Source organism: Streptomyces sp. DT224 (assembly GCF_049844595.1).
Lineage (GTDB): Bacteria > Actinomycetota > Actinomycetes > Streptomycetales > Streptomycetaceae > Streptomyces.
On sequence record NZ_JBNCLI010000003.1, the window covers coordinates 303,071 to 330,004 of the forward strand.

Annotated in this window: 23 protein-coding genes and 2 tRNA genes; 5 read left to right on the top strand and 20 right to left on the bottom strand. The window is 70.1% G+C overall.

The window, feature by feature from the left end; genetic code table 11:
* Positions 1 to 28: 28 nt before the first annotated feature.
* The 9 genes from rodA to ACLQ2N_RS08725 all read right to left on the bottom strand — a co-directional run bounded on the left by rodA (position 29) and on the right by ACLQ2N_RS08725 (position 11,676).
* Positions 29 to 1,219, bottom strand: a complete 1,191-nt coding sequence (gene rodA / locus ACLQ2N_RS08685; protein WP_425810745.1) for a rod shape-determining protein RodA — start codon at positions 1,217 to 1,219, stop codon at positions 29 to 31.
* Positions 1,219 to 3,384 (bottom strand): penicillin-binding protein 2, encoded by a 2,166-nt coding sequence (mrdA, locus tag ACLQ2N_RS08690; protein WP_425810747.1) that lies wholly within the window; start codon positions 3,382 to 3,384, stop codon positions 1,219 to 1,221. The genes rodA and mrdA overlap by 1 nt, the downstream gene beginning before the upstream one ends.
* 49 nt (positions 3,385 to 3,433) lie before the next feature.
* On the bottom strand, positions 3,434 to 4,099 hold the full coding sequence (gene mreD / locus ACLQ2N_RS08695; RefSeq protein WP_425810749.1) for a rod shape-determining protein MreD: 666 nt from the start codon (positions 4,097 to 4,099) through the stop codon (positions 3,434 to 3,436).
* Between the two features lie 11 nt (positions 4,100 to 4,110).
* A complete protein-coding gene (mreC, locus tag ACLQ2N_RS08700) occupies positions 4,111 to 5,145 on the bottom strand; it encodes a rod shape-determining protein MreC (protein ID WP_425810751.1) in 1,035 nt (344 codons plus the stop codon).
* 98 nt (positions 5,146 to 5,243) lie between these two features.
* Positions 5,244 to 6,263, bottom strand: a complete 1,020-nt coding sequence (locus ACLQ2N_RS08705) for a rod shape-determining protein (RefSeq protein WP_018103191.1) — start codon at positions 6,261 to 6,263, stop codon at positions 5,244 to 5,246.
* Between the two features lie 292 nt (positions 6,264 to 6,555).
* A complete protein-coding gene (gene ndk / locus ACLQ2N_RS08710; RefSeq protein ID WP_018103190.1) occupies positions 6,556 to 6,969 on the bottom strand; it encodes a nucleoside-diphosphate kinase in 414 nt (137 codons plus the stop codon).
* A gap of 93 nt (positions 6,970 to 7,062) precedes the next feature.
* On the bottom strand, positions 7,063 to 7,419 hold the full coding sequence (locus tag ACLQ2N_RS08715) for a DUF4233 domain-containing protein (RefSeq protein WP_425810753.1): 357 nt from the start codon (positions 7,417 to 7,419) through the stop codon (positions 7,063 to 7,065).
* A gap of 2 nt (positions 7,420 to 7,421) precedes the next feature.
* Positions 7,422 to 8,942 (bottom strand): bifunctional tetrahydrofolate synthase/dihydrofolate synthase, encoded by a 1,521-nt coding sequence (gene folC / locus ACLQ2N_RS08720; protein WP_425810755.1) that lies wholly within the window; start codon positions 8,940 to 8,942, stop codon positions 7,422 to 7,424.
* Positions 8,943 to 9,054: 112 nt separating this feature from the next.
* Positions 9,055 to 11,676, bottom strand: a complete 2,622-nt coding sequence (locus ACLQ2N_RS08725; protein ID WP_425810757.1) for a valine--tRNA ligase — start codon at positions 11,674 to 11,676, stop codon at positions 9,055 to 9,057.
* Between the two features lie 259 nt (positions 11,677 to 11,935).
* Here ACLQ2N_RS08725 and ACLQ2N_RS08730 point away from each other — a divergent pair, with 259 nt between their 5' ends.
* Positions 11,936 to 12,934, top strand: coding sequence for a hypothetical protein (locus ACLQ2N_RS08730; protein ID WP_425810759.1), 999 nt, complete (start codon positions 11,936 to 11,938; stop codon positions 12,932 to 12,934).
* Between the two features lie 72 nt (positions 12,935 to 13,006).
* Here ACLQ2N_RS08730 and clpX read toward each other — a convergent pair whose 3' ends face one another.
* The 5 genes from clpX to ACLQ2N_RS08755 all read right to left on the bottom strand — a co-directional run bounded on the left by clpX (position 13,007) and on the right by ACLQ2N_RS08755 (position 17,722).
* Positions 13,007 to 14,305 carry an ATP-dependent Clp protease ATP-binding subunit ClpX gene (clpX, locus tag ACLQ2N_RS08735; protein ID WP_018103185.1) on the bottom strand — a complete coding sequence of 433 codons (1,299 nt, stop codon included), beginning with the start codon at positions 14,303 to 14,305 and terminating at the stop codon, positions 13,007 to 13,009.
* Between the two features lie 154 nt (positions 14,306 to 14,459).
* Positions 14,460 to 15,143: an ATP-dependent Clp protease proteolytic subunit gene (locus ACLQ2N_RS08740; RefSeq protein ID WP_018518168.1), complete on the bottom strand. Its 684-nt coding sequence runs from the start codon at positions 15,141 to 15,143 to the stop codon at positions 14,460 to 14,462.
* A gap of 79 nt (positions 15,144 to 15,222) precedes the next feature.
* Positions 15,223 to 15,828: an ATP-dependent Clp protease proteolytic subunit gene (locus tag ACLQ2N_RS08745; RefSeq protein WP_203601903.1), complete on the bottom strand. Its 606-nt coding sequence runs from the start codon at positions 15,826 to 15,828 to the stop codon at positions 15,223 to 15,225.
* 266 nt (positions 15,829 to 16,094) lie between these two features.
* On the bottom strand, positions 16,095 to 17,480 hold the full coding sequence (gene tig, locus ACLQ2N_RS08750; RefSeq protein ID WP_425810762.1) for a trigger factor: 1,386 nt from the start codon (positions 17,478 to 17,480) through the stop codon (positions 16,095 to 16,097).
* A gap of 165 nt (positions 17,481 to 17,645) precedes the next feature.
* A tRNA-Pro gene (locus ACLQ2N_RS08755) sits at positions 17,646 to 17,722 on the bottom strand.
* Positions 17,723 to 17,866: 144 nt separating this feature from the next.
* On the opposite strand from ACLQ2N_RS08755, the gene ACLQ2N_RS08760 reads away from it, so the two are divergent.
* A tRNA-Gly gene (locus ACLQ2N_RS08760) sits at positions 17,867 to 17,940 on the top strand.
* A 55-nt stretch (positions 17,941 to 17,995) separates the two neighbouring features.
* On the opposite strand, the gene ACLQ2N_RS08765 is transcribed toward ACLQ2N_RS08760, so the two are convergent.
* Positions 17,996 to 18,190, bottom strand: coding sequence for a hypothetical protein (locus tag ACLQ2N_RS08765; RefSeq protein ID WP_018103181.1), 195 nt, complete (start codon positions 18,188 to 18,190; stop codon positions 17,996 to 17,998).
* A 454-nt stretch (positions 18,191 to 18,644) separates the two neighbouring features.
* Here ACLQ2N_RS08765 and ACLQ2N_RS08770 point away from each other — a divergent pair, with 454 nt between their 5' ends.
* The gene (locus ACLQ2N_RS08770) at positions 18,645 to 19,796 is read left to right on the top strand and encodes an acyltransferase family protein (protein ID WP_425810764.1); all 1,152 of its coding nucleotides are present in this window, start codon (positions 18,645 to 18,647) and stop codon (positions 19,794 to 19,796) included.
* A gap of 67 nt (positions 19,797 to 19,863) precedes the next feature.
* Here ACLQ2N_RS08770 and ACLQ2N_RS08775 read toward each other — a convergent pair whose 3' ends face one another.
* Entirely contained in the window at positions 19,864 to 20,349 is a 486-nt protein-coding gene (locus ACLQ2N_RS08775; protein WP_425810766.1) for an HD domain-containing protein, read from the bottom strand.
* Positions 20,350 to 20,492: 143 nt separating this feature from the next.
* On the opposite strand from ACLQ2N_RS08775, the gene ACLQ2N_RS08780 reads away from it, so the two are divergent.
* Positions 20,493 to 21,683: a cation:proton antiporter gene (locus ACLQ2N_RS08780; RefSeq protein ID WP_425810768.1), complete on the top strand. Its 1,191-nt coding sequence runs from the start codon at positions 20,493 to 20,495 to the stop codon at positions 21,681 to 21,683.
* Positions 21,684 to 21,718: 35 nt separating this feature from the next.
* On the opposite strand, the gene ACLQ2N_RS08785 is transcribed toward ACLQ2N_RS08780, so the two are convergent.
* The 4 genes from ACLQ2N_RS08785 to ACLQ2N_RS08800 form a co-directional block, all read right to left on the bottom strand.
* Positions 21,719 to 22,864 (bottom strand): PP2C family protein-serine/threonine phosphatase, encoded by a 1,146-nt coding sequence (locus tag ACLQ2N_RS08785; RefSeq protein ID WP_425810770.1) that lies wholly within the window; start codon positions 22,862 to 22,864, stop codon positions 21,719 to 21,721.
* Positions 22,865 to 22,969: 105 nt separating this feature from the next.
* A complete protein-coding gene (locus ACLQ2N_RS08790) occupies positions 22,970 to 23,779 on the bottom strand; it encodes an Fpg/Nei family DNA glycosylase (protein ID WP_425810772.1) in 810 nt (269 codons plus the stop codon).
* A gap of 79 nt (positions 23,780 to 23,858) precedes the next feature.
* Positions 23,859 to 24,347, bottom strand: coding sequence for a ribose-5-phosphate isomerase (locus ACLQ2N_RS08795; protein WP_425810774.1), 489 nt, complete (start codon positions 24,345 to 24,347; stop codon positions 23,859 to 23,861).
* A 129-nt stretch (positions 24,348 to 24,476) separates the two neighbouring features.
* Positions 24,477 to 25,070, bottom strand: a complete 594-nt coding sequence (locus ACLQ2N_RS08800; RefSeq protein ID WP_425810776.1) for a biotin transporter BioY — start codon at positions 25,068 to 25,070, stop codon at positions 24,477 to 24,479.
* Between the two features lie 386 nt (positions 25,071 to 25,456).
* On the opposite strand from ACLQ2N_RS08800, the gene ACLQ2N_RS08805 reads away from it, so the two are divergent.
* Positions 25,457 to 26,872, top strand: a complete 1,416-nt coding sequence (locus ACLQ2N_RS08805) for an amino acid permease (protein WP_425810778.1) — start codon at positions 25,457 to 25,459, stop codon at positions 26,870 to 26,872.
* Positions 26,873 to 26,934 lie beyond the last annotated feature (62 nt).

Here is a 26,934-nt window from a genome sequence, read left to right on the forward strand (position 1 = left end):
CGAATCTAACGCGCTGCCGGGAAGCCGCTCAGGCCGTTATCGGCCGTTGCACCCGGATCGACTGGAGCAGGCCGATGGCCACCCAGACGGCGAACATCGAGGAGCCGCCGTAGGAGACGAACGGCAGCGGGAGTCCGGCGACCGGCATGATGCCGAGTGTCATGCCGATGTTCTCGAAGGACTGGAAGGCGAACCAGGCGATGATCCCAGCGGCGACGACCGTGCCGTACAGCTCGGTGGTCTCGCGGGCGATGCGGCAGGCGCGCCACAGGACGACGCCGAGCAGGACGAGGATGAGCCCGGCGCCGAGGAAGCCCAGTTCCTCGCCGGCGACCGTGAAGACGAAGTCGGTCTGCTGCTCGGGGACGAACTGCCCGGTGGTCTGGGTGCCCTGGAAGAGGCCGGTGCCGTGCAGGCCGCCGGAGCCGATCGCGATGCGGGCCTGGTTGGTGTTGTAGCCGACGCCGGCCGGGTCGAGCGCCGGGTTGGCGAACGCGGCGAAGCGGGCGATCTGGTAGTCGTCGAGCAGTCCGAGCTGCCAGATGGCGACCGCCCCGGCCACGCCCGCGCCGAGGAGCCCGAAGACCCAGCGGTTGGACGCGCCGGAGGCCAGGAGCACACCGAGCACGATGACCACCATGACCATCACGGAGCCGAGGTCCGGCATCCCCATGACGATCACCATGGGGAGCGCCGCGAGGCCCAGGGCCTTGGCGACGGTCCGGTGGTCGGGGTGGGCCTGGTCGCCGGCGTCGACGCGGGCGGCGAGCAGCATCGCCATGCCCAGGATGATGGTGATCTTGGTGAACTCGGAGGGCTGGATGGAGAAGCCGCCGGGCAGCAGGATCCAGGCGTGGGCGCCGTTGACGGTGGCGCCCAGCGGGGTGAGGACCGCCAGGACGAGGAGCACGGAGAGCCCGTAGAGGATCGGCACCGCGCCGCGCAGGGTGCGGTGGCCGAGCCAGATCGTGCCGATCATCAGCGCCATGCCGATGCCGGTGTTGAGCGCGTGCCGGAACAGGAAGTAGTACGGGTCGCCGTGGGTCAGCGAGTCGCGTCCCCGGGTCGCCGACCAGACCAGCAGCGAGCCGATGAAGGAGAGCGCGACCGCCGAGCCGAGGAGCGGCCAGTCGAGGCGGCGCACGACGGAGTCGCGGGCCATGAGCCGGCCCCAGCCGGACCGCTCGGGCCCGTAGCGCGGGACGGAGAATCCGGCCATCAGTCGCGCCTCCCCAGCACCGCGGCGAGCGTCTGCTCGGCGGCGGGCTTCTGGGAGGCGGGGTTGTACGGCTTGATCGTCGGGGCGTCGATGGTGCCGTCCGTCCGGACCTTCGGCAGCCCCTTCTGCGGGGTCGGCAGGAGGGCCTTCTTGAGGTCCTGCTTGCCGGTGGCGTCGAGCCCGTACAGCGCGTTGTAGATGTTGCGGACGGCGGGCCCGGAGGCTCCGGAACCCGTACCGCCCTGAGAGATCGTCATGACGATCGAGTAGTCCTTGGTGTACGTGGCGAACCAGGAGGTCGTCTGCTTGCCGTAGACCTCGGCGGTACCCGTCTTGGCGTGCATCGGGATCTTGTCCTGCGGCCAGCCGCCGAATCGCCAGGCGGCCGAACCGCGGGTCGCGACACCCGCGAGGGCTTCGTCTATCTCGTCGCGCGTCTTCTTGGTGAAGGGCAGCTTGCCGTGCGACTCGGGCTCGATCGTCTGGACGGTCTTGCCGTCGCCGCTGACGATCGCCTTGCCGACGGTGGGGTCGTAGAGCGTGCCGCCGTTGGAGATGGCCGCGTAGATGGTGGCCATCTGGATCGGGGTGACGAGGGTGTCGCCCTGGCCGATGGAGTAGTTGACGGAGTCACCGGCGCGCATCTTGTCGCCTTCGAGGCAGTTCTCGTAGGCGATCTTCTCGACGTAGGTGCCGTCCTTCTTGCCCTGCTTGCACCAGGCGTCGTGGTTGGCCTTGGCGAAGTTCTTCTTCCACTCGCGGTCGGGGACGCGGCCGCTGACCTCGTTGGGGAGGTCGATGCCGGTCTCCTTGCCCAGGCCGAACTGGTGGGCGGTCTTGTAGAACCAGTCCTTGGGGTGCTTCTTCGGGTTGTTCCCGCCGTCCTTCGCCCACTCCTTGTGCGCGATGCCGTAGTACACGGTGTCGCAGGAGACCTCCAGGGCGCGGCCGATGGTGATGTCGCCGTAGCCCTGGGACTCGAAGTTCTTGAAGGTCTGCCCGCCGATGGAGTACGAGCTGGGGCAGGGGTAGTGGCCGTCGAAGGGGTACCCGGCGTTGACCGCGGCGGTCGAGGAGATGACCTTGAAGATCGAGCCAGGGGCGGCCTGGCCCTGGATGGCCCGGTTCAGCAGCGGGAAGTTGGACTTCTTGCCGGTGAGCTTGGCGTAGTCCTTGGCGGAGATGCCGCCGACCCAGGAGTTCGGGTCGTAGTTGGGCAGGGACGCCATGGCGACGACCCGGCCGGTCTTGGCCTCCATGACGACGACGGCCCCGGAGTCCGCCTTGTAGTTCTCACCGGTGTTGGTGTCGAACTCCAGGCGGGCCTTCTTCATGGCGTCGTTGAGCTCGTACTCGGCGACGGCCTGGACGCGGGCGTCGATCGAGGTGACGACGCTGGCGCCGGCTTCGGCCTTGTCGTTCTTGGCCTGGCCGATGACCCGGCCCAGGTTGTCGACCTCGTAGCGGGTGACGCCCGCCTTGCCGCGCAGTTCCTTGTCGTAGGTGCGCTCCAGGCCGGAGCGGCCGACCATGTCGGAGCGCAGGTAGGGCGAGTCGCTGTCCTGGGCCTTGGTGATCTCCTCGTCGGTGACGGGCGAGAGGTAGCCGAGGACCTGGGCGGTGTTGGCCTTGCCGGGCGCCGGGTAGCGGCGGACCGCGGTGGGCTCGGCGGTGATGCCGGGGAAGTCCTCGGCGCGTTCGCGGATCGTCAGGGCCTGCTGGGTGGTGGCCTCGTCGGTCACCGGGATCGGCTGGTAGGGCGAGCCGTTCCAGCAGGGCTGCGGGGTCTTGGCGTCGCAGAGCCGCACCTTGTCGAAGACGTCCTTCGGCTTCATGTCGAGTACGCCGGCGAGCCGGGTGAGCACGGCCTTGCCGTCGTCGTCCATCTTCAGCAGCTCGGTGCGGCTGGCGGAGACGACGAGGCGGGTCTCGTTGTCGGCGAGCGGGACGCCGCGCGCGTCGAGGATGGAGCCGCGGGCGGCGGGCTGGACGACCTGCTGGACGTGGTTGTTCTTCGCCTCGTCCGCGTACTCCTGGCCGTTGCGGATCTGGAGGTACCAGAGGCGGCCGCCGAGGGTGAGGAGCAGGGAGAAGACGAGGACCTGGATGACGATCAGCCGGATCTGGACGCGCTGGGTGCGGCCCGTCTCGGGGATGTTGCTCACGGGGCGCCCCCGGTGGTGGTGCGGGGGCGGGGCCCGGCGGAATGCTGCCTCACAGTCGCTTGACTCCCTTGATCCGTCCGGCGCGTGCCGCCCGGTTGCGGGCCGCCTTCACGCGCAGTCCGCCGCGCTGGCCGCCGATCCGCAGCCCGGTCCCCGCCGCCAGCCACCCGGCCGCCACGTCGCCGCGCCCCGAGGAGGACTCGGTGACGGGGTCGTTCACGGTACGTCTGGCGAGCGCCATGATCAGCGGCACGGTGAACGGCGCCAGGAGGAGGTCGTACACCGCGGCGGTGAACAGCAGGCTGCCGAGGCCCACGTGACGGGCCGCCGTGTCGCCGACGAGCGCGCCGACGCCCGCGTACAGCAGGGTCGACCCGATCGCCGCGGCGACGACCACGGCCATGGGCAGGAAAGCGGACTTCAGCTGGCCGTTCTCCGGCCGGGCCAGGCCCGCGAGGTAGCCGATGACGCAGAGGACCAGGGCGTAGCGCCCGGCGGCGTGGTCGGCCGGGGGCGCCAGGTCCGCGAGGAGGCCGGCGCCGAAGCCGATGAGGGCGCCGGCGACGTGCCCGTACACGAAGGCCAGGCCGAGGACGACCATGAGCAGCAGGTCGGGCACGGCGCCGGGGAGCTGGAGCCGGGCCAGTACGGAGACCTGGACGACGAGGGCGAAGACGACCAGAACGATGGAGAGCAGGGTCCGGTTGACGTGCATGGGGATCAGCTCTACCTCTGTTCGTTGACCGCGTTGTCGGCGTTCGGAGTGGCGTTCCCGCTGGGGTCCGGGCTGGGGCTCTCGTGGATGTTGCCGACCACGTTGCCCTCGGTGTCCACGATGTCGCCGTTGGGCGAGATGGTGACGGTGACGGTCGGCGTGGGCTTCGGTTTGGCGGGCGCCTTCGGCTTCTTCGGCAGGACCATGTCGCGGGGGTCCTCGCGCGGGGCCTGGACGACGATGCCGACGATGTCCAGCTTGGTGAACGAGACGTACGGGCGTACGTAGACGGTGCGGGTGAGGTCGCCGCCGGAGGGGTCGACGCGGACGACCTGGCCGACCGGGACGCCGGGCACGAACGGCTTGTCCTTGCTGGAGCCGAACGTGACGAGCCGGTCGCCCTTCTTGACCCGGGCCTTGCCGTTCAGGAACTGCACGGCCAGCGGGCGCGAGCCCTGGCCGGTGGCGAAGCCCAGCTCGTCGGTGGACTCCATCCGGGTGCCGACGGTGAAGTCGGGGTCGTTGGCGAGGAGCACGGTCGAGGTGTCCGGGCCGACGGTGGTGACGCGGCCGACGAGCCCGTCCCCGTTGAGGACGGTCATGTCGCGCTTGACGCCGTCCTTGGTGCCCGCGTCGATGGTGACTGTCCAGGAGAAGCCCTGGGCCGCTCCTATGGCGATGACCTCGGCCGCCTTGATGCCGTACTGGCCGGTGGCCGACTTCTTCAGCATCTCGTCCAGCTGGCGGACCCGGCTGCGGTTGCGGTCGTCGCTGCCGAGCTTCGCCTTCAGTTCGGCGTTCTGCTTCTCCAGCGCGGCGATCTTGTCGTGGCGGGCGCCGGAGGCGCGGACCGCCCCTATGGCGTTGCCCACCGGGTCGACCGCCGACGCCACGCCGTTCTCCACGGGTCCGAAGACCGTGGCGGCGGCCTGCCGGGCGCCGTCCACCGGTGACGCCTCACCGCCTCGGATGTCCACCGTGATCAACGCGAACGCGATGGCGATCAGCAGCACCAGGAGCAGCCGGCTCTCTCGTGTGTCCCTCACAGTGCGGCGGCCGTGCCTTCCTCGTAGGAATGATCGTGCCTGTATGTCGGCGGTTCCCCGCGCGAAGCGGCAGCGTCCGCGCGGGGGCCGTGGGGTTACTACCGTCGGGGCTGGGCGTCCAGGACCTGCTGGAGCGCCTCGAACTCCTCGACGCACTTGCCGGAGCCGAGCGCCACCGAGTCCAGCGGGTCCTCGGCGATGTGGATCGGCATGCCCGTCTCGTTGCGCAGCCGCTCGTCCAGACCGCGCAGCAGCGCGCCGCCGCCGGTGAGGACGATGCCGCGGTCCATGACGTCGCCGGACAGCTCCGGCGGGCACTTGTCGAGCGTCGTCTTGACCGCGTCGACGATCGCGTTGACCGGCTCCTCGATGGCCTTGCGGACCTCACCGGCCGAGATGACGACGGTCTTGGGGAGGCCCGAGACCAGGTCGCGGCCGCGGATCTCGGTGTGCTCGTCCTTCTCCAGGTCGTACGCCGAGCCGATGGTGATCTTGATCTGTTCGGCGGTGCGCTCCCCGAGGAGGAGCGAGTACTCCTTCTTGATGTGCTGGATGATCGCGTTGTCCAGCTCGTCACCGGCGACCCGGATGGACTGGGCGGTGACGATCCCGCCGAGCGAGATCACCGCGACCTCGGTGGTGCCGCCGCCGATGTCGACCACCATGTTGCCGGTGGCCTCGTGGACCGGGAGGCCCGAGCCGATGGCCGCCGCCATGGGCTCCTCGATGATGTGCACCTGGCGGGCGCCGGCCTGCGTCGACGCCTCGATCACGGCGCGTCGCTCGACCCCGGTGATGCCGGAGGGCACGCAGACCACGACGCGGGGGCGGGCCAGGTAGCGGCGCTTGTGGATCTTCAGGATGAAGTAGCGGAGCATCCGCTCGGTGATTTCGAAGTCGGCGATGACGCCGTCCTTCAGGGGCCGTACGGCGACGATGTTGCCGGGCGTACGGCCGATCATCTTCTTGGCCTCGGCGCCGACCGCCAGAATTCCGCCGGTGTTGGTGTTGATGGCCACGACGGACGGCTCGTTCAGAACGATGCCGCGCCCCCTGACGTACACCAGCGTGTTGGCAGTCCCGAGGTCGATAGCCATGTCACGGCCGATGAACGACATTGAGTTCCCCTTGTTCCCCATGAGGATGCGTCGGGCCTCCCAAGTGAAAGCCGTGATGGCTTGATTTGGTAGGCAGGATGGGCGCTGCAGGCGTGGAAGGTTCCATCGTAGTGCCGGATGTGCCGGCACAGCGCGAGGGTACGCCGCCTTGCTGGGCAGAACGGGTGGCCGTTCCACTCATGGTGACGTTACGTCGGGGGGATGCGTTCCCGCGATCGGACACCCTATGCCGAAGGGCGACCGAATTAATTCGGTCGCCCCAGGTCGCGAGCGCTGTTCGGCTGATCCGCGTTCAGGAAAGTCCGGGGAAGAACAGCTTCATTTCCCGCTCCGCGGACTCCTCCGAGTCCGAGGCGTGGATGAGGTTCTCGCGGGTGATCGTGCCGAAGTCACCGCGGATCGAGCCGGGCGCGGCGGCGATCGGGTCGGTGGGGCCGGCGAGGGCGCGGACGCCCTCGATGACCCGCTCGCCTTCGGCCACCAGCGCGACGATCGGACCCGACTGCATGAACTCGACCAGCGGCTCGTAGAAGGGGCGGCCCACGTGCTCGGCGTAGTGCTGTTCCAGCGTGGCGCGGTCGAGGGTACGCAGCTCCAGCGCCGTGATCTTCCAGCCGGCCTTGCGCTCGATGCGGCCGACGATCTCGCCGACCAGACCGCGACGGACGGCGTCGGGCTTGAGAAGAACGAGGGTGCGCTGGGTCATGTGCGGCTCCTTGCAGGCATACGGGTGCGGTGAGGCGACATTACAGGGGCCCGGCGACGGGCCCGCCGCCGGGTTTGCCGGGGTGGGGCGCGGTCAGCCGCCGGCGGGCGACTCCGCCTCGGCCTGGGCCGCCCAGCGGGCCTTCACCTCGTCGATCCGGCGGCCGTAGTGCACCGAGGCCCACCACAGCGCGCCGAAGGCCAGGCCCAGGACGAACATCACCGGGATCACGAAGCCGCTCGCGACCAGCGCGACCTGGAGGGCCCAGCCGAGCTGGACGCCGCCGGGCCGGGTGAGCATGCCGCAGAGCAGCACGGAGAGGAGCATCCCGATGCCGCACACCGTCCAGACCGTGGCGTTCGTCAGGTCGTCCGACTTCATCGCGACGAGTCCGGCGAACCCGATCACGAAGAACTCGCCGATCAGCGTGGACGCACAGAGCATGCGCATGGTCAGCGCCTTCCCAGGAGCAGCCGGGCCTCGCCGACCGTGATCACGGAACCGGTCACCAGGACACCGGCGCCCGCGTACTCGTCCTCTTCCTCGGCGAGCGTGATCGCCGCCTCCAGCGCGTCGTCGAGGCGGGGTTCGACCTGCACCCGGTCGTGGCCGAAGACCTCGACGGCGACGGCCGCGAGGGCGTCGGCGTCCATGGCGCGCGCGGTGGAGTTCTGCGTGACGACGACCTCGGCGAAGATCGGCTCGAAGGCTTCCAGGAGCCCCCGCACGTCCTTGTCGCCGCTGGCGCCGACCACCCCGATCAGCCGGGAGAAGCCGAACGCCTCGGACAGGCCCTCGGCCGTGGCGCGGGCGCCCGCCGGGTTGTGCGCGGCGTCCAGGACGACGGTCGGGCTGGAGCGGACGACTTCGAGGCGGCCGGGCGAGATCACCGAGGCGAACGCGGAGCGCACGATGTCGGCGTCCAGCGTGCGGGGCTGCTCGGCGCCGATGCCGAAGAACGCCTCGACCGCGCAGAGCGCCACCACCGCGTTGTGCGCCTGGTGGGCGCCGTACAGCGGGAGGAAGATGTTGTCGTACTCGCCGCCGAGGCCGCGCAGGGTCAGCAGCTGGCCGCCGACCGCGATCTCCCGGGAGACCACGCCGAACTCCATGCCCTCGCGGGCCACGGTGGCGTCGGCCTCGACGGCCTTCTTCAGCATGACCTGGGCGGCGTCGACGGGCTGCTGGGCCAGGATGACCGTGGCGCCCCGCTTGATGATCCCGGACTTCTCGGCCGCGATCTCGCCGGGTGTGGAGCCCAGGCGGTCGGTGTGGTCGAGCGAGATGGGGGTGACCACGGCGACCGAGGCGTCGATGACGTTGGTCGCGTCCCAGGTGCCGCCCATGCCGACCTCGACGACGGCGACGTCGACCGGCGCGTCGGCGAAGGCCGCGTACGCCATGCCGGTCAGCACCTCGAAGAAGGACAGCCGGTAGGACTGCTGGGCGTCGGTCATCTCGACGTACGGCTTGATGTCCTCGTACGTGGAGATGAACCGCTCCGGGTCCACCGGGGCGCCGTCCAGGCTGATCCGCTCGGTGATCGACTGGACGTGCGGGGAGGTGTACCGCCCGGTGCGCAGGTCGAAGGCGCCGAGCAGGGCCTCGATCATGCGGGCGGTGCTCGTCTTGCCGTTGGTGCCGGTGATGTGGATCGAGGGGTACGCGCGCTGCGGCTCGCCGAGCACGTCCATCAGGGCGGCGATGCGCGTGACGGACGGCTCCAGCTTGGTCTCGCCCCAGCGGCCGGCGAGCTCCTGCTCCACCGCGCGCAGCGCCTTGTCGACCTCGGGGTCGGCGGGGCGGGCGGGGAGCTCCTCGGCACGGGGCGGCCCGGAGGCGGCGCGCAGCGTGCGGCTCCCGGCCTCGATCACCGCCAGGTCGGGGTCGCGCTGGGTCGCTTCGTCCACGATCTCCGCGAAGGTGTCGTCGGGGTCGGACGCGTCGGGCCGGTCGGGGCGGGGCTCACTCACGGGCCCCAGTCTACGGATGGCCGCGGACATCGTGCGCAGCCGCCCGGCGGCCGGACACGCCGGAGCCCCCGCGCCCCTCGGGTGAGGGGGGCGGGGGCTCCGGGGCGTCGGCTCAGCTCTGCGGCAGGGCCGCCAGCTGACCGGTGATGCGCTCGATGTCGGCCTCGGCCTTGGTGAGCCGGCCGCGGATCTTGTCGACCACGTTGTCCGGGGCCTTGGCGAGGAACGCCTCGTTGCCGAGCTTGCCCTCGGCCTGGCCCTTCTCCTTGCGGGCTGCCTCCAGGTCCTTCGTCAGCCGCTTGCGCTCGGCGTCCACGTCGATCGTGCCCGACAGGTCCAGGGCGACGGTCGCCCCGGCGACGGGCAGCGAGGCGGTGGCGTGGAAGCCGTCCCCGGCCGGCTGGAGCCTCAGCAGCTGCCGCATGGCCGTCTCGTGCGGGGCGAGCGGGGTGCCGGTCAGGGTGAGCTCGGCCGGGACCTTCTGGCCGGGCTGGAGGCCCTGGTCGGAGCGGAAGCGGCGGACCTCGGTGACGACCTGCTGGACGAGCTCGATCTCCCGCTCGGCGGCGTCGTCGCGGAAGCCGGAGTCCTTCGGCCAGTCCGCGATGACGACGGACTCGCGGCCGGTGAGCGCGGTCCACAGGGTCTCGGTGACGAAGGGGACGACGGGGTGCAGCAGGCGCAGCATCACGTCGAGGACCTCGCCCAGGACCCGGCCGGAGACCTCGGCCGGGCGGCCGCCGCCGAAGAAGGTGGTCTTGGACAGCTCGACGTACCAGTCGAAGACCTCGTCCCAGGCGAAGTGCCGAAGCGCCTCGCTGAGCTTGGAGAACTGGAAGTCGTCGTAGTACGCGTCGACTTCGGCGACCGTCTTGTTCAGGCGGGAGAGGATCCAGCGGTCGGTCACCGACATCTCGTCGGCGGACGGCAGCTCGCCCTCGATCGTCGCCCCGTTCATCAGGGCGAACCGGGTCGCGTTCCAGATCTTGTTGGAGAACTTCGCGGAACCCTGGACCCAGTCCTCGCCGATCGGGACGTCGGTGCCCGGGTTGGCGCCGCGCGCGAGCGTGAAGCGCAGCGCGTCGGAGCCGTACTTGTCCATCCAGTCCAGCGGGTTGACGACGTTGCCGAAGGACTTCGACATCTTCTTGCCGTGCTCGTCGCGGACCATGCCGTGCAGGACGATCTTCTCGAACGGCGGGACGTCCTTGTTGACGTACAGGCCGAACATCATCATCCGGGCGACCCAGAAGAAGAGGATGTCGTAGCCGGTGACCAGGACGGAGTTCGGGTAGAACTTCGCGAGGCTCTCGGTCTGTTCGGGCCAGCCGAGCGTGGAGAACGGCCACAGGCCGGAGGAGAACCAGGTGTCCAGGACGTCGCTGTCCTGCGTCCAGCCCTCGCCGGTGGGCGGCTCCTCGTCGGGTCCGACGCAGACCATCTCGCCGTCGGGGCCGTGCCAGACGGGGATGCGGTGGCCCCACCAGAGCTGACGCGAGATGCACCAGTCGTGGAGGTTGTCGACCCAGTCGAAGTAGCGCTTCTCCATCTCCTGGGGGTGGATCTGGACCTTGCCGTCGCGGACGGCGTCACCGGCCGCCTTGGCGAGCGGGGCGACCTTGACCCACCACTGCATGGAGAGCCGGGGCTCGACGGTGGTCTTGCAGCGCGAGCAGTGGCCGACGGAGTGGACGTACGGCCGCTTCTCGGCGACGATCCGGCCCTCGGCGCGCAGGGCGGCGACGATCGCGGAGCGGGCCTCCATCCGGTCCAGTCCCTCGAACGGGCCGGGGACGGTGATGACCGCGCGCTCGTCCAGGACAGTGAGGAAGGGCAGGTCGTGGCGCTGCCCGATCTCGAAGTCGTTCGGGTCGTGGGCGGGGGTGACCTTGACGGCACCGGTGCCGAACGACGGGTCGACGTGGTGATCGGCGACGACGGGGATCGTGCGGTCGGTCAGCGGCAGCCTGATCTGCTTGCCGACCAGGTGCTTGTACCGCTCGTCGTCGGGGTGGACGGCGACGGCGGTGTCACCGAGCATCGTCTCGGCGCGGGTGGTGGCGACGACGATGGTCTCCTCGCCCTCGCCGTAGGTCATGGAGACGAGCTCGCCGTCGTCCTCCTGGTACTCGACCTCGATGTCCGAGATCGCGGTGAGGCACCGGGGGCACCAGTTGACGATGCGCTCGCGGCGGTAGATGAGCTCGTCGTCGTACATCCGCTTGAAGATGGTCTGGACGGCCTTGGACAGGCCCTCGTCCATGGTGAACCGCTCGCGGGTCCAGTCGACGCCCTCGCCGAGGCGGCGCATCTGGCCGGAGATCTGGCCGCCGGACTCGTTCTTCCACTGCCAGACGCGCTCCACGAACGCCTCGCGGCCCAGGTCGTGGCGGGACTTGCCCTCCTTGCCGAGCTCGCGCTCGACGACGTTCTGGGTGGCGATGCCGGCGTGGTCCATGCCCGGCTGGTACAGCGCCTCGAAGCCCTGCATGCGCTTGCGGCGGACGAGGGCGTCGATCAGCGTGTGCTCGAAGGCGTGGCCGAGGTGCAGGGAGCCCGTGACGTTCGGCGGCGGGATGACGATCGTGAACGGCGGCTTGTCGCTCTTCGCGTCCGCCTCGAAGTACCCGCGTTCTACCCAGCGCTCGTACAGCTTCCCCTCTACCTCGGCCGGCGTGTACTGGGTCGGCAGTTCGGGGTTGCTGGCTGGCTGCTGCGCTGGGTTCTCGGTCACGCGGACAGTTTAGAGCCTGTGTTGAGTTCCCCGTCTGCGCCCCGACGCCCGGCACGCACGCTCGGCGTGCGTGCCGACCGCCGCTGCGCCCGCCCTCCGGGCGGACGACGGGGAACTCAACACAGGCCCTTGGAGCCGTCACAGGAGTGCCCCGAACCCGGTTTGTTCCGTAACGGTGTGCCTCCCGGTGGTCCGCGCGCGCGAGCCTTCCGTCAGGATGTTCGCAACGCGTAAGTATCACGAACAGGGGACACCGCAGATGAGCTACAACCAGCCGGGTCCGTACGGTGGCCAGCCGCCGCAGGGCCAGCCCGGACCGTACGGCCAGCAGCCGGGCCCGTACGGCGGTCAGCCGCCGCAGGGCCAGCCCGGCTACGGCTACCCGCAGCAGGCCCCCCAGGGCGTTCCGCCCCAGCAGCAGCCCCAGCCGGGTTACGGCTACCCGCAGGCGCAGCCGCCGGGCCCGTACGGCCAGCAGCCGCCCACCCCGCCGTACGGCGGCCAGCCGGCCTACGGCCAGCAGCCGGGCTTCCCGCCGCCGGCCCCCGCGAAGAAGAAGACGGGCCTGATCGTGGCGGCGGCGGTCGTGGCGCTGGCGGTCGTCGCGGGCGGGGTGTACTTCTTCACCTCGGACGGCGGCAGCTCCTCCGTCGCGTCCTCCACCAAGGGCTACAAGCTGACGCCGCCGGAGTCGGTGGGCGAGTACAAGCACGACAAGACCGACTCCGACAACAAGACCGGGCCGCTGACCGGCAAGGACAAGACCGAGACCGAGGAGATGGGCGTCAAGTCGCCCGTCGAGGCCAGCGCCGTCTACGGCAGCGGGGACCTCGAGAAGAACCCGCTCACCACGAAGATGCTGATGCTCAAGGGCGTCTGGGGCCAGGTCGACGACCCGGAGAAGACGCTGGACGCGGCCTTCGCCGGGGCCAAGGACGAGATGGCGAAGGACGAGGGCGACGACGACAGCGAGGCGACCCTCGTCGGCTCGCCCGAGAGCGTCACGCCCAAGGGCTTCGACGGCGCCCTGATGAAGTGCCAGACGATCAAGACGGTCAACAAGAAGTCCGACGGCTCGCTCCAGAACGGCCCCAAGGAAGTCAACATCCCCGTCTGCATCTGGACCGACTACAGCACCGTCGGCATCGTGTTCGCCGTCGACCTGGGCGCGGCCATGACCACCGGCAAGAGCATGCCGACCGACGAGGTCGCCGACCTCGCCGCCAAGCTCTACAACACCTCCCGCACCAAGATCTGACCCGCGGCAGCACGAAGGGGCGCCCGGCCGGTCGAACCCGCCGGGCGCCCCTTCGTATGCGTCACACCGCGCTTACGCGGACTTCTCGTGGCGGCCCTCGTCGCCCTTGCCGATCGTGCGCGGCTCGCGCGGGACCAGCGTCGGGTTGACGTTGTTGCGGACCACGTCGGCGGTGATGACCACGCGGGCCACGTCCTTGCGGGACGGGACCTCGTACATCACCGACTGGAGGACCTCCTCCATGATCGCGCGCAGGCCGCGCGCGCCGGTCTGGCGCAGGATCGCCTGGTCGGCGATGGCCTCCAGCGCCTCGCGCTCGAAGTCCAGCTCCACGCCGTCGAGTTCGAACAGGCGCTGGTACTGCTTGACCAGGGCGTTGCGCGGCTCGATGAGGATCTGGAGCAGGGCCTCGCGGTCCAGGTTGTGGACCGAGGTCAGGACGGGCAGGCGGCCGATGAACTCGGGGATCATCCCGAACTTCACCAGGTCCTCCGGCATGACCTCCTGGAACTGGTCGCTGGCCTGGATCTCCCGCTTGGAGCGGATGGTGGCGCCGAAGCCGATGCCCTTGGCGCCGGCCCGGGACTCGATGATCTTCTCCAGGCCGGAGAAGGCGCCGCCCACGATGAACAGTACGTTCGTCGTGTCGATCTGGATGAACTCCTGGTGCGGGTGCTTGCGGCCGCCCTGGGGCGGCACGGAGGCGGTGGTGCCCTCCAGGATCTTCAGCAGCGCCTGCTGGACGCCCTCGCCGGAGACGTCACGGGTGATCGACGGGTTCTCGCTCTTGCGGGCGACCTTGTCGATCTCGTCGATGTAGATGATTCCGGTCTCGGCCTTCTTGACGTCGTAGTCGGCGGCCTGGATCAGCTTCAGCAGGATGTTCTCGACGTCCTCGCCGACATAGCCGGCCTCCGTCAGCGCCGTCGCGTCCGCGATGGCGAACGGGACGTTGAGCATGCGGGCCAGCGTCTGCGCCAGCAGCGTCTTGCCGGAGCCCGTGGGGCCCAGCAGCAGGATGTTGGACTTGGCGAGCTCGATCGCGTCGTCGCGGCCCGCCCCGCCGCCGTTCTCGCCGGCCTGGACCCGCTTGTAGTGGTTGTACACAGCGACCGAGAGGGCCTTCTTCGCGGGCTCCTGCCCGACGACGTACCCCTCGAGGAACTCGTAGATCTCGCGGGGCTTGGGAAGCTCTTCCCAGCGGACCTCGCTCGTCTCGGCGAGCTCCTCCTCGATGATCTCGTTGCAGAGATCGATGCACTCGTCGCAGATGTACACACCGGGACCCGCGATGAGCTTCTTCACCTGCTTCTGGCTCTTTCCGCAGAACGAGCACTTGAGCAGGTCGCCGCCATCACCGATGCGTGCCACGAGGTGCTTCCCCTTCGCCTGGGAGACGCCTGGTTCAGCGGCTCCTGTGCCTCTATCCGACGGTACCTTGCCCGGCCCCCCATGCGGGCCCCCCTTGGCACGGTTCACACGGCCGGAGCCGGGTGCCGCAGCCGTGCCAAGGGGCCAGGGCGGGTCAGGCGAGCGCGCCGGCCGCGCTCTTGCGGGTCGACACGATCTGGTCGACAAGGCCGTAGGCCAGGGAGTCCTCGGCGGTGAGGATCTTGTCGCGCTCGATGTCGTCGCGGATCTTCTCGATCGGCGTGGTGGAGTGCTTGGCCAGCAGCTCCTCCAGCTGGGTCCGCATGCGCAGGATCTCGTTGGCCGCGATCTCCAGGTCGGAGAGCTGCTCGCGGCCGGTCTGCGAGGACGGCTGGTGGATCAGCACGCGGGCGTTCGGCAGTGCCATGCGCTTGCCCGGGGTGCCGGCGGCGAGCAGGACCGCGGCGGCGGAGGCCGCCTGGCCCATGCAGACCGTCTGGATGTCCGGCTTCACGAACTGCATCGTGTCGTAGATCGCGGTGAGCGCGGTGAACGAGCCGCCGGGGCTGTTGATGTAGATGGAGATGTCCCGGTCCGGGTCCATCGACTCCAGGCACAGCAGCTGCGCCATCACGTCGTTCGCGGACGCGTCGTCGATCTGCACGCCGAGGAAGATCACGCGCTCCTCGAAGAGCTTCGCGTACGGGTCGTACTCGCGCACGCCCTGCGAGGTGCGCTCCACGAAGCGCGGGACGATGTAGCGGTTGTCCACCTGCGGGCCCGTGTAGAGGCCGCTCGCGGAGGCGCCGGGGAAGTTGTTCATGTGGGTGTTCACCATCCTGGTGGCGTTCTGTGGCTGGGTGTCTCGGCGTACGAGAGATGCGCGGTGCGGTACGGGCGCTGTCCGGTGGTCCGGATCAGGCGCCGGTGCCGCCGCCGCCCGGAACGCCCGACGCGATCGAGATGATCTCGTCAATGAGGCCGTACTCCTTGGCCTCTTCCGCGGTGTACCAGCGGTCGCGGTCGCCGTCGCGGATGATCGTCTCCACGGTCTGGCCGGAGTGGCGGGCGGTGATCTCCGCCATGCGCTGCTTGGTGCGCAGCAGGTACTGGGCCTGGATCTTGATGTCCGAGGCCGTACCGCCGATGCCGGCCGATCCCTGGTGCATGAGGATGTCGGTGTTCGGGAGCGCGAAGCGCTTGCCGGCGGTGCCGCCGGTGAGCAGGAACTGGCCCATCGAGGCCGCCATGCCCATACCGATGGTGACGACGTCGTTCGGGATGTACTGCATGGTGTCGTAGACCGCCATGCCGGCCGTCACCGAACCGCCGGGGCTGTTGATGTAGAGGTAGATGTCCTTCTCGGGCTCGGCCGCGAGGAGGAGGAGCTGCGCGGTGATCTTGTTGGCGATGTCATCGTCCACCTGCTGGCCGAGGAAGATGATGCGCTCGCCGAGCAGCCGGCTGTAGACCTGGTCGCCGAGGCCACCACCGAGGGACGGCTCTCCGGCGGCGTAGGGCATCAGATTCGTCACGTATCCACCTGCTCGTCTCTGACGGCTCCGGCCGTCTCAGCGTCTTCGTACCGGGTGGGCCGGGACTACCCGACCCTTCCTCTTCATGGACCCTAACGCGCAGGTGGAACAACGCCATCCCGCTTCCGCGACTGTTCGCTGGGAGCGCAAGGTCCGCAGTTGGCACAAGGGTTGTGGCGTCCCGTCCGCCGGTACGACGACGGGCTCCGGACGCGGTGGCGTCCGGAGCCCGTCGTACGGGGTCAGCGCGAGGTTCAGCCCTCGGTCTTCTCCTCGGCGGCGGCCTCGGTGGCCTCAGCGGCCTCCGTGGTCTCCTCCGCCGCGTCCTCGTCGTCCTCCAGCTCGACGACCTCACCGTTGGTGTCGACGACCTTGGCGGCCTCGACCACGACGGCGAGCGCCTTGCCGCGGGCGACCTCGCCGACGAGCATCGGCACCTGGCCGCCCTCGACGACGGCCTGGGCGAACTGGTCCGGGCTCATGCCGGAGGAAGCGGCGCGCCGCATGAGGTGCTCGGTGAGCTCCTCCTGGTTGACGTTCAGCTTCTCCTTGTTGACGAGCTCGTCGAGGATGAACTGGGTCTTGATGCCCTTGACGGCCTGCTCGGAGGTCTCGGCCTCGAACTCCTCGGCGGTCTTGCCCTGGATCTCCAGGTACTTGTCGAGGGTGAGCCCCATCTGGCCGAGCTGGTGGTGCTCCAGGTTGTGCTTGCGGGTCTGGACCTCGTCCGCGAGCAGCTTCTCCGGGATCGGGACCTCGGCGAGCTTGAGCAGCTCCTCCAGGACGCGCTCCTGGGCCTGGGTGGCCTGGTCGTACTGCTTGGTGTTCTCGAGGCGCTTGCGGCTGTCGGCCTTCAGCTCCTCCAGCGTGTCGAACTCGCTGGCCATCTGGGCGAAGTCGTCGTCCAGCTCGGGGAGCTCACGGGCGGCGACGGCGGTGACCTTGACGGTGACCTCGGCGTCCTTGCCCTCGGCGGAGCCGCCCTTCAGCTGCGAGGTGAAGGTGGCCTCGCCACCGGCCTCCAGGCCGGTCACGGCCTCGTCGATGCCTTCGAGGAGCTCGCCGGAACCGATGGTGTACGAGACACCCTCGGCCACGCCGTCCTCCAGGACCTCGCCGTCGACCTTGGCCTCCAGGTCGATCGTGACGACGTCGCCCTCGGCGGCGGCGCGCTCGACCGGGTTGGTGGAGGCGAAGCGGCCGCGCAGCTGCTCGACGGCGTTCTCGACGTCCTCGTCGGTGACCTCGATGGCGTCGACGGTGACCTCGATGCCGGAGTAGTCCGGGATCTCGATCTCGGGGCGCACGTCCACCTCGGCGGTGAAGGCCAGCAGCTCGCCGTCCTTCAGCTCCGTGATGTCGACCTCGGGCTGGCCGAGGACGTTGAGCTCACCCTCGTTGACGGCCTCGGTGTAGAACTTCGGGAGCGCGTCGTTGACGGCCTCCTCCAGCACCGCACCACGGCCGAACCGCTGGTCGATGACCCGGCTGGGGATCTTGCCCTTGCGGAACCCCTTCACCGTGACCTGCTGGTTGATCTTCTTGTACGCCGCGTCGAGGCTGTCCTTGAGCTCCTCGAAGGGCACCTCGATGCTGAGCCGAACCCGGGTCGGGTTCAGGGTCTCCACGGCGCTCTTCACGGTTCGGTCTCCTTGGTGGCTGACTTCTTGGGGTTCTGCTCCGCCGCACGGGGGGCGGCTTCGCGGACCGAGCCCGGTACATCAGACACACGGGCACGCATTTTGCATAGTAACGGCAAGGGAGAGAACTCCCGCAACGCGATCTTGTCCACGCGATCTTGCCGGTGGTCGGGGTGGCCGGATTCGAACCGACGACCTTCCGCTCCCAAAGCGGACGCGCTACCAAGCTGCGCCACACCCCGTCGGTGCGACACGTAGGGTACATGCAGGAAGGCGCCGGGTCGGTCGCTTTCGGCCGGGCGGCGTCATGGGGTGTGCGGGCAGGGCCCGTGACCCGCTACGATGCTTGTCGTGCCGGGGTCCGTTCGACCTGCGGTGCCGCGCATGCGGGCGTAGCTCAATGGTAGAGCCCTAGTCTTCCAAACTAGCTACGCGGGTTCGATTCCCGTCGCCCGCTCCAATCGCCGAAGGGCCCGGTCCGGTGGACCGGGCCCTTCGCGTTGCGGCCGGGCGGCTCAGAAGTTGATCTGGCCCACCGAGTCGATGATCGAGTGCATGAAGCGGTTGATCGACGGCCCCATGCCCGTCGGCGCCAGGAAGAAGCCGAAGAGCGCCGCGACGATCGCGGGGCCCGCCTTTATGGAACCGCTCCGGATCATGACGACCAGGACGATCCCCAACAGAAGCACCACAGACAACGAAATGGCCACGACTGCTCACACCCTCGGTCGGTCCGCCTTGCCGGCCCGGAGATGTGCGGCCGTGCACCCTCCGTCGCCTCCATCGTGCCACCAACTCCCGCCGGGGTGCTGCCGGGTGACGTATCGACCTGTCGATATCGCGCCATCTTGCGCCCCTTGCCCCCCCCCCTGTGCGCCGGACCGGGGCGGGGCCGGCGCGCGGCGGCCGTGGCGCGGCCACGTGATCTCCTGAAATATGCGACGGTGATCGTTTCTGTATCCACACACTTCGTTCACAGGGAAATTCGACGCCGAAAGCGAGGTAATTCACTTCGGTCAACTGCCTGATGGATTGCCCCATTTAGTGGGGATTAAATAGGTCATAACGGGCACATTCTGCTGGTTTGCCATTTGATATGCAGGGAAGACGCGCTATTCAACGGCGGTTTTACGGATGGCAATCGAGACGTCTAGGGTGCCTGAGATGTTCCACGCTCCGAACGCAATGCAGAGGGCCACACTCCCCCCGGCGACCGAGGAGGCGGAGCCCAGACACCCTGCGCCGACGGCGCCCCGGGAGGTCCCCGCGCCGGTATGGGACCGGCCTGCTCGGAGCGGCGGGGCCAAGCAGCGTGACGCCTTCTTCGACAACGCCAAGTACCTCGCCATCGTGCTGGTCGCGGTGGCGCACTCCTGGGTCCCGGTCATGGACGGGAGCCGGACCGCCCGGGCGCTCTACATGGTCGTCTACACGTTCCACATGCCCGCCTTCATCCTCATCTCGGGCTATTTCTCCCGGTCGTTCGACCTGAGCCCGGCGAAGGTGAAGCGGCTCGTCACCGGTGTCGCCGTGCCCTACGTGGTGTTCGAGACGGCGTACTCGCTCTTCCGGCGCTACGCGAACGACCAGCCGGACGCGGCCGTCAGCCTGCTGGAGCCCTGGTATCTGACCTGGTTCCTGGCCGCCCTGTTCATCTGGCGGCTCACCACCCCGATCTGGCGCAACCTCCGCCACCCGCTGGCCGTTTCGCTCGCGATCGCCGTCCTCGCCTCGCTCGCGCCCAGCATCGGCGACGACCTCGACCTGCCGCGCGTCCTGCAGTTCCTGCCCTTCTTCGTGCTCGGACTCCAGCTGAAGCCCGAGCACTTCGCGCTGGTCCGCCGCCGCGAGGCGCGGCTGTTCGCGCTGCCACTCTTCGCCGGTGCGCTGGTCTTCGCGTACTGGGCGGCGCCCCGGATGCAGCTGGGCTGGTTCCTGCGGGACTCCAGCGCCCAGGACATGGGGGCGCCGTGGTGGTCGGGCGCGGTGATGACCCTGGCGATGTTCGGCTGCGCGACGCTGCTGACGGCCGGGTTCCTCGCCCTGGTCCCGCAGCGGCACATGTGGTTCACGGTGCTCGGCGCCGGCACCATCTGCGGTTACCTGCTGCACGGCTTCCTGGTGAAGGGCGCCGACTACGCGGGGATCTTCGACGACCACACGTGGCTGGTCGGTCCGGCGGGCCTGGTGATCGTGACCGTGGTCGCCTCCACCGCCGTCACGCTGCTGTGCACGCCGCCGGTGCGGCGCGTCCTGCGCTGTGTGACCGAGCCGGACATGAACTGGGCGTTCCGCCGGGACGCCGCCAAGATCTGACGCCTCCGCACTCCCCGAAGCCCGGCCCCGGTGGCCGGGCTTCGTCGTGCCGTCGGGCGGTGTTGGCTCAATCCCGACGTTCCGAGGGCGTCTTCGGTGCGGTGAGCCCCAGCAGCTCCCGTATCCGCGCATACTTCGCGGTCAGCCGGGTACGGGTGGCCGGTTCCAGCACCGCCAGGCGGGCCGGGTCGGCATTGTGGGCGAGGTCCGCCTCCTTGACCAGCAGGGCGCCGGGGGTGGCCAGGATGCGCCTGGCGTACGCCTCCGGCTCCTCGCCGGCCCGCTTGGTGACGGCGAGCACCATGTCCTTGACCGCCTGCGGCAGCGCGGCCCCGGCCAGCCACTCGGCCGACAGCGCGTCGTCCTCCACCGCGTCGTGCAGCCAGGCCGCGGCGATCTGCTCGTCGCTGCCGCCTCGGCTCCGTACCCCCTCCGCGACGGCCGCGAGGTGTTCCGTGTAGGGGCGGCCGGCCTTGTCCCGCTGGGCGGCGTGGGCCTCGCGGGCCAGGGCCTCGACCTCGGCGAGGGTCAGCTGAGCCTGTGATGCGGTCATGGCGAGAACTCTAGGCGCACCTCGGAAACCCGGTCCGAGAGTTGCGATGCCAATCGTTCGGTAAACTAACTTCTGACCATTCCTTGACGATCTCTTGACTCTTCGAGGTCAGGCTCATCGGACACGCAGACACGCTCATCGCCATGGGCGGCGCCTTCCTCGCCGCCGCGGTCCTCGCCCGCGCCGGCCGCCGCATCGGACTGCCCACCATCCCCCTGTTCATCCTGGCCGGAATCCTGCTCGGCCCGCACACCCCCGGCATCGTCCTCGTCGCCGACCCGCACGACCTGGAGATGCTCTCCGCGCTCGGCCTGGTGCTGCTCCTCTTCTACCTGGGCCTGGAATTCCACCTGGACGACCTCAAAGCGGGCGGCCGCAAGATGGCTCTCGCCGGGGGCACCTATCTCGCCCTGAACGTCGGCGCGGGGCTCGGCTTCGGCTTCGCGCTCGGCTGGGGCACCTCCGAGGCGCTGGTCCTCGCCGGGGTGCTCGGGATCTCCTCGTCGGCCATCGTCACCAAGGTGCTGGTGGACCTCGGGCGGATCGGCAATCCGGAGACCCGGCCCATCCTCGGCATCATCGTCGTGGAGGACGTCTTCCTCGCCCTGTATCTGGCGGCCCTCCAGCCCATCCTGTCCGGCGCCGACAGCCTCGCCGCGGCGGTGACCGACGGCGGCAAGGCGTTCGGCTTCCTGCTGCTGCTCGCCCTGGCCGCCCGGTTCGGCACCCGGGTCGTCGGCAAGCTGATCGGGACCAAGGACGACGAGCTCCTGGTCATCTCGTTCCTCGGCGCCGCCGTCCTGGTGGCCGGGATCTCGGAGTGGTTCGGCGTCGCGGACGCGATCGGCGCCTTCGTGGTCGGGCTGATGCTCAGCAGTACGTCGTCGGGCGAGCGCATCCTCAAGCTGGTGCACCCGCTGCGCGACGCGTTCGGTGCGATCTTCTTCTTCGCGTTCGGGCTCTCCATCGACCCGGGCGACCTGCCCCCCGTGCTCTGGCCGGTGCTGGCCGCAGTCGCGGTCACCCTCGCGATGAACGTGTGCGCCGGGATCGCCGCCGCCAGGGTGTACCGCTTCGGCCCGCGGGCCACCGCGAACATCTCGACCACCCTGGTGGCGCGCGGCGAGTTCGCCCTGATCCTCGCCACGATGGCGGCGGGCGCCGGTCTTGACGAGCGGCTCTCCCCGTTCATCGCGGGCTATGTGCTCGTCCTCGCCGTGCTGGCCCCGCTGGCCGCCGGGCGCTCGCACTGGCTGGCCCGCCTTCTGCCGGGCCGAGCGGAACCGGCGCTCCGCGAGTCCGAGCCGGTCGGGGCCGGGTCAGGACTTCCGTGAAGTCAGGAGCCCGTTAGTTCAGGGCTTCCGTGAGTTCAGGACTTCCGTGACAGGAGCAGCAGCGCCCGGTCGTCGTTGACGTCCTTGGCGCACGCCTCGATCAGGTGCCAGGCCGCGCCCTCGAAACCGGTGCTGACGTAGCGGTCGGCCTCGCCGGTGAGCCGGTCGATGCCCTCCGCGATGTCCCGGTCGGACGCCTCCACCAGTCCGTCGGTGAACAGCATCAGCACGTCACCGGGGGCGAGATGGCCCTTGACCGGGTCGAACTCGGCGCCGTCGTACACCCCGAGCAGCGGGCCCTCCGCCGCCATCTCCTCCCACTGGCCGCTGCCGGCGTGGAGCTGGAGGGCCGGCGGATGGCCCGCCGAGAGGAGTTCGTAGTCGCCGGTCTCCAGGTCGAGGACCAGGTGGATCGAGGTGGCGAAGCCCTCGTCCCAGTCCTGGCGCAGCAGATAGCCGTTGGCGGCGGGCAGGAAGCCGTGCGGGGGCAGCGAGCCGAGCAGCCCGCCGAAGGCGCCGGACAGCAGCAGGGCGCGGGAACCGGCGTCCATGCCCTTGCCGGAGACGTCGGTCAGGACGGCTTCCAGGGTGCGGCCGCCGTGGGTGCGCGCCGCGACGACGAAGTCGCCGGAGAAGGACTGCCCGCCGGCCGGGCGGAGCGCCATCTCGCGGTGCCAGCCCTGCGGGAGGCGGGGCAGCGAACTCTGGACGCGGATGCGTTCGCGCAGGTCGAAGAGCATGGTGCCGCCGCGCCGCCAGGGCACCCCGACCCGGGCGCGGAACTGGGCGAGGACCAGCCCGAACAACCCGCAGGCGGCGACGGTGAGCACGGTGCCGGGGGTGACCCTGGCCGGGCCGTCCTCGTACGGGCCGAGCCAGAGGGACTCCACGATGAGGGCGACGGCGGCCGCCGCGTACAGGCCGAGGAGGCTGGCGGGGCGCAGCAGCAGGCCGCCCGCGACGATCGGCAGGACGAGCATGGTGGGCGCGCACCAGACCGGGTCGGCCAGGGTGAGGCAGGTGATGACCGGGATGACCAGGAACAGTCCGGCCAGGGCGATCCAGTCGGAGCCGTCGCCGCGGAAGTAGTCGACCCCGGACCGGCGCAGCGTGGTGTAGACCCGGTGCGCCGATTTCCGCCATCGGGCCGGGTATGTCTCTGCTCCTGCGCGTCGGGCCATTGCGGGGACCTTATCCACCCGGCGGCCTCCGGTGCAGGGGGACCCCGTGACAATGTGTTCGAAATCGGCCCGCCCGGTGCCGTACTCCTGGGTAGGACGTGCGGATTACGCGGACTGGCAGCCGGGGCACCAGAAGAGGTTGCGGGCGGCCAGGTCGGCGGTGCGGATCTCGGTGCCGCAGATGTGGCAGCCCTGGCGGGCGCGCCGGTAGACGTAGACCTCGCCGCCGTGGTCGTCCACGCGGGGCGGGCGGCCCATCGCCTCGGGCAGGTGCTCGGGGCGGACGGTGTCGATCCGGTTGTTCCGTACGCCCTCGCGCATCAGCGCGCGCAGGTCCGCCCAGATCGCGTCCCACTCGCGGCGGGTGAGGTCCCTGCCCGCCCGGTACGGGTCGATGCCGAGCCGGAACAGCACCTCGGCGCGGTAGACGTTGCCGACACCCGCGATGACCTTCTGGTCCATCAGCAGGGCGGCGACGGTGATCCGGCTGCGGGAGATCCGCTGCCAGGCGCGTTCGCCGTCCTCACCGTCGCGCAGCGGGTCGGGGCCGAGCCGGTCGTGTATCGCGCGCTTCTCGGCGTCCGTGATCAGGGCGCAGGTGGTGGGGCCGCGCAGGTCCGCGTGGTGCGCGTCGCTGACCAGGCGCAGCCGGACGGTGTCGGTGGGCGGCGGGGCCGGCACCGTACCGAAGTTCAGCTTGCCGAAGAGGCCGAGGTGGATGTGGACCCAGCCGGTGTCGCCGAAGCCGAGGAAGAGGTGCTTGCCGTGCGCGTCGGCCGTGTCCAGGACGTGCCCGTCGAGCAGGGCGGCGCTGCCGGAGAACTTGCCCTGCGGACTGCTCGCCCGTACCGGCCGGCCGGCGAAGCGCTCGCGGTGGTCGTCGGCGAGGCGGTGGATCGTGTGTCCCTCAGGCACGGTTGCCGGTCTCCTGGGTGGTGCGGGGGGGGGCGGACATGGCTGTGCCGCCGGAGGGACCGGCGGCACAGGAAGCTGGTCAGCCCTGCTGCGGGTGGTGGGCGGGGATCGGGGGGAGCTCGCCGGTGTTCTCGTACGCCGTGAGCATGTCGATGCGGCGGGTGTGCCGCTCCTCGCCGGAGTACGGGGTGGAGAGGAAGATCTCCACGAACTTCGTGGACTCCTCGACCGTATGCATCCGGCCGCCGATGGCGATCACGTTGGCGTCGTTGTGCTCGCGGCCGAGCGCGGCGGTCTGCTCGCTCCAGGCGAGTGCGGCGCGGACGCCCTTCACCTTGTTGGCGGCGATCTGCTCGCCGTTGCCGGAGCCGCCGATCACGATGCCGAGGCTGTCCGGGTCGGCGGCCGTCTTCTCGGCGGCGCGGAAGCAGAACGGCGGGTAGTCGTCCTGGGCGTCGTAGATGTGGGGACCGCAGTCGACGGCCTCGTGGCCCTGGGCCTTGAGCCACTCGACGAGGTGGTTCTTGAGTTCGTAACCGGCATGGTCGGATCCGAGGTACACGCGCATGGGAGGAGTGTGGCATGGGCGGCGCCCGCGCGCGGACGACGGGGTGCGGTGTACCCGGTGCCGGGCAGACGTGCGGAGGCCCGCCGTACCGCGGTGCGGTCGGCGGGCCTCCGTGGAGTGTGCGCGGGGTCAGCCCCGGCGGCCCAGGAGCTTCCAGGAGGCGGGCAGCGCGCCCATGGCCAGCGCCGCCTTCAGCGCGTCGCCGAGCAGGAACGGCGTCAGGCCCGCGGCGATCGCGGCGCTCGCCGGCATGCCGGTGGACAGGGCCAGGTACGGCACGCCGACCGCGTAGATGATCGCCGAGCCGAGGACCATCGTCCCGGCCGTGCGCAGCGCCGAGCGGTCGCCGCCGCGCCGGGCAAGGCCGCCGACGACGGTGGCGGCCAGGAGCATGCCGAGCACGTAGCCGAAGGAGGCGCCGCCCGGGCCGGAGCTGCCGGCCGAGAACCACGGCATGCCCGCCATGCCGACGAGGGCGTACACGGCGAGGGAGAGGAAGCCGCGGCGGGCGCCGAGCGCGGTGCCGACGAGGAGGGCCGCGAAGGTCTGGCCGGTGACCGGGACCGGGGAGCCCGGGACCGGCACGGCGATCTGGGCGGCTATGCCGGTGAGCGCGGCGCCACCGAGCACCAGGGCGGTGTCCACGGCGTAGCGGTGCCGGGCGGCGGGCAGCAGGTCGGCGAGGACCGCTCCGGTGCGGGCGGGGGCGGCAGCAGTGCTCATCGGGGACTCCGCGGGGTGAGGGTCGGGACGGACTGACCGTGACGCTATCCGACCGGACCGCGCCCGATCACCATCAGCGGCCCACAAAGCGGCGATCGGGGCGTTGGTGGGATTCACACAAGGAGGGTGGCGCAATCATCGTGGAGCGTGATGCTGGTCACGGAGGTGAACGGGTATGCGCCCCGGGAGATCCGGGAAGGCGCGCGGAAGTGGGACTGTGAAGTCCCTCTAAAAGCGCGGTCCGTGACGGTGACCCACCACCCGGCGCCGCGTGCGCGCACGGTGTGGACCCGGTGACCGTACAGCGGACGGTGGTTACCGGCGAGCGGATCGCGTGGCCAGACTGGGAGGACGTCCCCGTCTCACCGACCGAACAGAGCCCGTCCATGTCCCGGACCTCCGCGCCCTCCCCCACCGGCTCCCCGGCCACCGCGCCGGACACCGGCCCCGACTCGCCCCTGTCGCACGGGCTGAAGCAGCGCCATCTCTCGATGATCGCCCTGGGCGGTGTCATCGGCGCCGGGCTCTTCGTCGGCTCCGGCGCGGGCATCGCAGCCGCGGGCCCCTCGATCGTCATCGCGTACGCGGTATCGGGCCTGCTGGTGATGCTCGTGATGCGGATGCTCGGCGAGATGTCGGCGGCCAATCCGGCGTCCGGCTCGTTCTCGGTGCATGCCGAGCGGGCGATCGGGCCGTGGGCCGGGTTCACGGCGGGCTGGGCGTTCTGGGTGCTGCTGTGCACGGCCGTCGGCCTGGAGGGGATCGGCGCGGCCAAGATCGTGACGGGCTGGCTGCCGGGGACCCCGGAGTGGGCCTGGGTGGCGCTGTTCATGGTGGTGTTCCTGGGCACGAACCTGGCCTCGGTGACGAAGTTCGGCGAGTTCGAGTTCTGGTTCGCCGCGCTCAAGGTCACCGCGATCACGCTGTTCCTGGTGCTGGGCGTGCTGGCGGTGCTGGGCGTGCTGCCGGGCACGGACGCGCCGGGTTCCGCCAACCTCAGCGGCGAGGGCGGCTTCCTGCCGAACGGCCCGGACGGCCTGGTCGTGGGACTGCTCGCCTCCGTCTTCGCGTACGGCGGCCTGGAGACGGTCACCATCGCCGCCGCGGAGTCCGAGGACCCGGTGCGGGGCGTCGCGAAGGCCGTGCGGACGGCGATGTGGCGGATCGCGCTGTTCTACGTGGGCTCGATGGCGGTCGTCGTCACGCTGGTGCCCTGGGACGACCCGAAGGTGGTCGAGGTGGGGCCGTTCTACGCGGCGCTGGACCACCTCGGCATCGGGCAGGCGGCGCAGATCATGAACGTCGTCATCCTGGTCGCCCTGCTCTCCGCGATGAACGCCAACGTCTACGGCGCCTCGCGCATGGCCTGCTCGCTGGTGGCGCGCGGCCAGGGCCCGAAGCGGCTGGGCCGGGTCTCCGGCGGGGTGCCGCGCCCGGCGGTCCTGGTCTCGTCCGCCTTCGGCTTCCTCTGCGTGCTGCTGAGCTACTGGCGGCCGGACGACGTCTTCCCCTGGCTGCTGAACATGACCGGTGCGGTGATCCTGGTCGTCTGGATCTTCATCGCCGTCTCCCAGCTGATCCTGCGCGCCCGTCTGGAGCGCGAGGCGCCGGAGAAGCTGGTGGTGCGGATGTGGCTGTTCCCGGGGCTGACGGTGGTGGCACTCATCGCCATGGCCGGCATCTTCGTCCTGATGCTCCGCCAGCCCTCCACCCGGGACCAGCTCCTGGCGTCGGGTGCGCTGACGGTCGCCCTGGCGGCGATCGGGGCGGTACGCCGGCGGCGGCGCGTCGCCCGAGCCTGAACGAACCCTCGTAAAGCCGTACGAAACACCGGGTCCTCAGCCGAAGGGCTGACCCGGTGTTC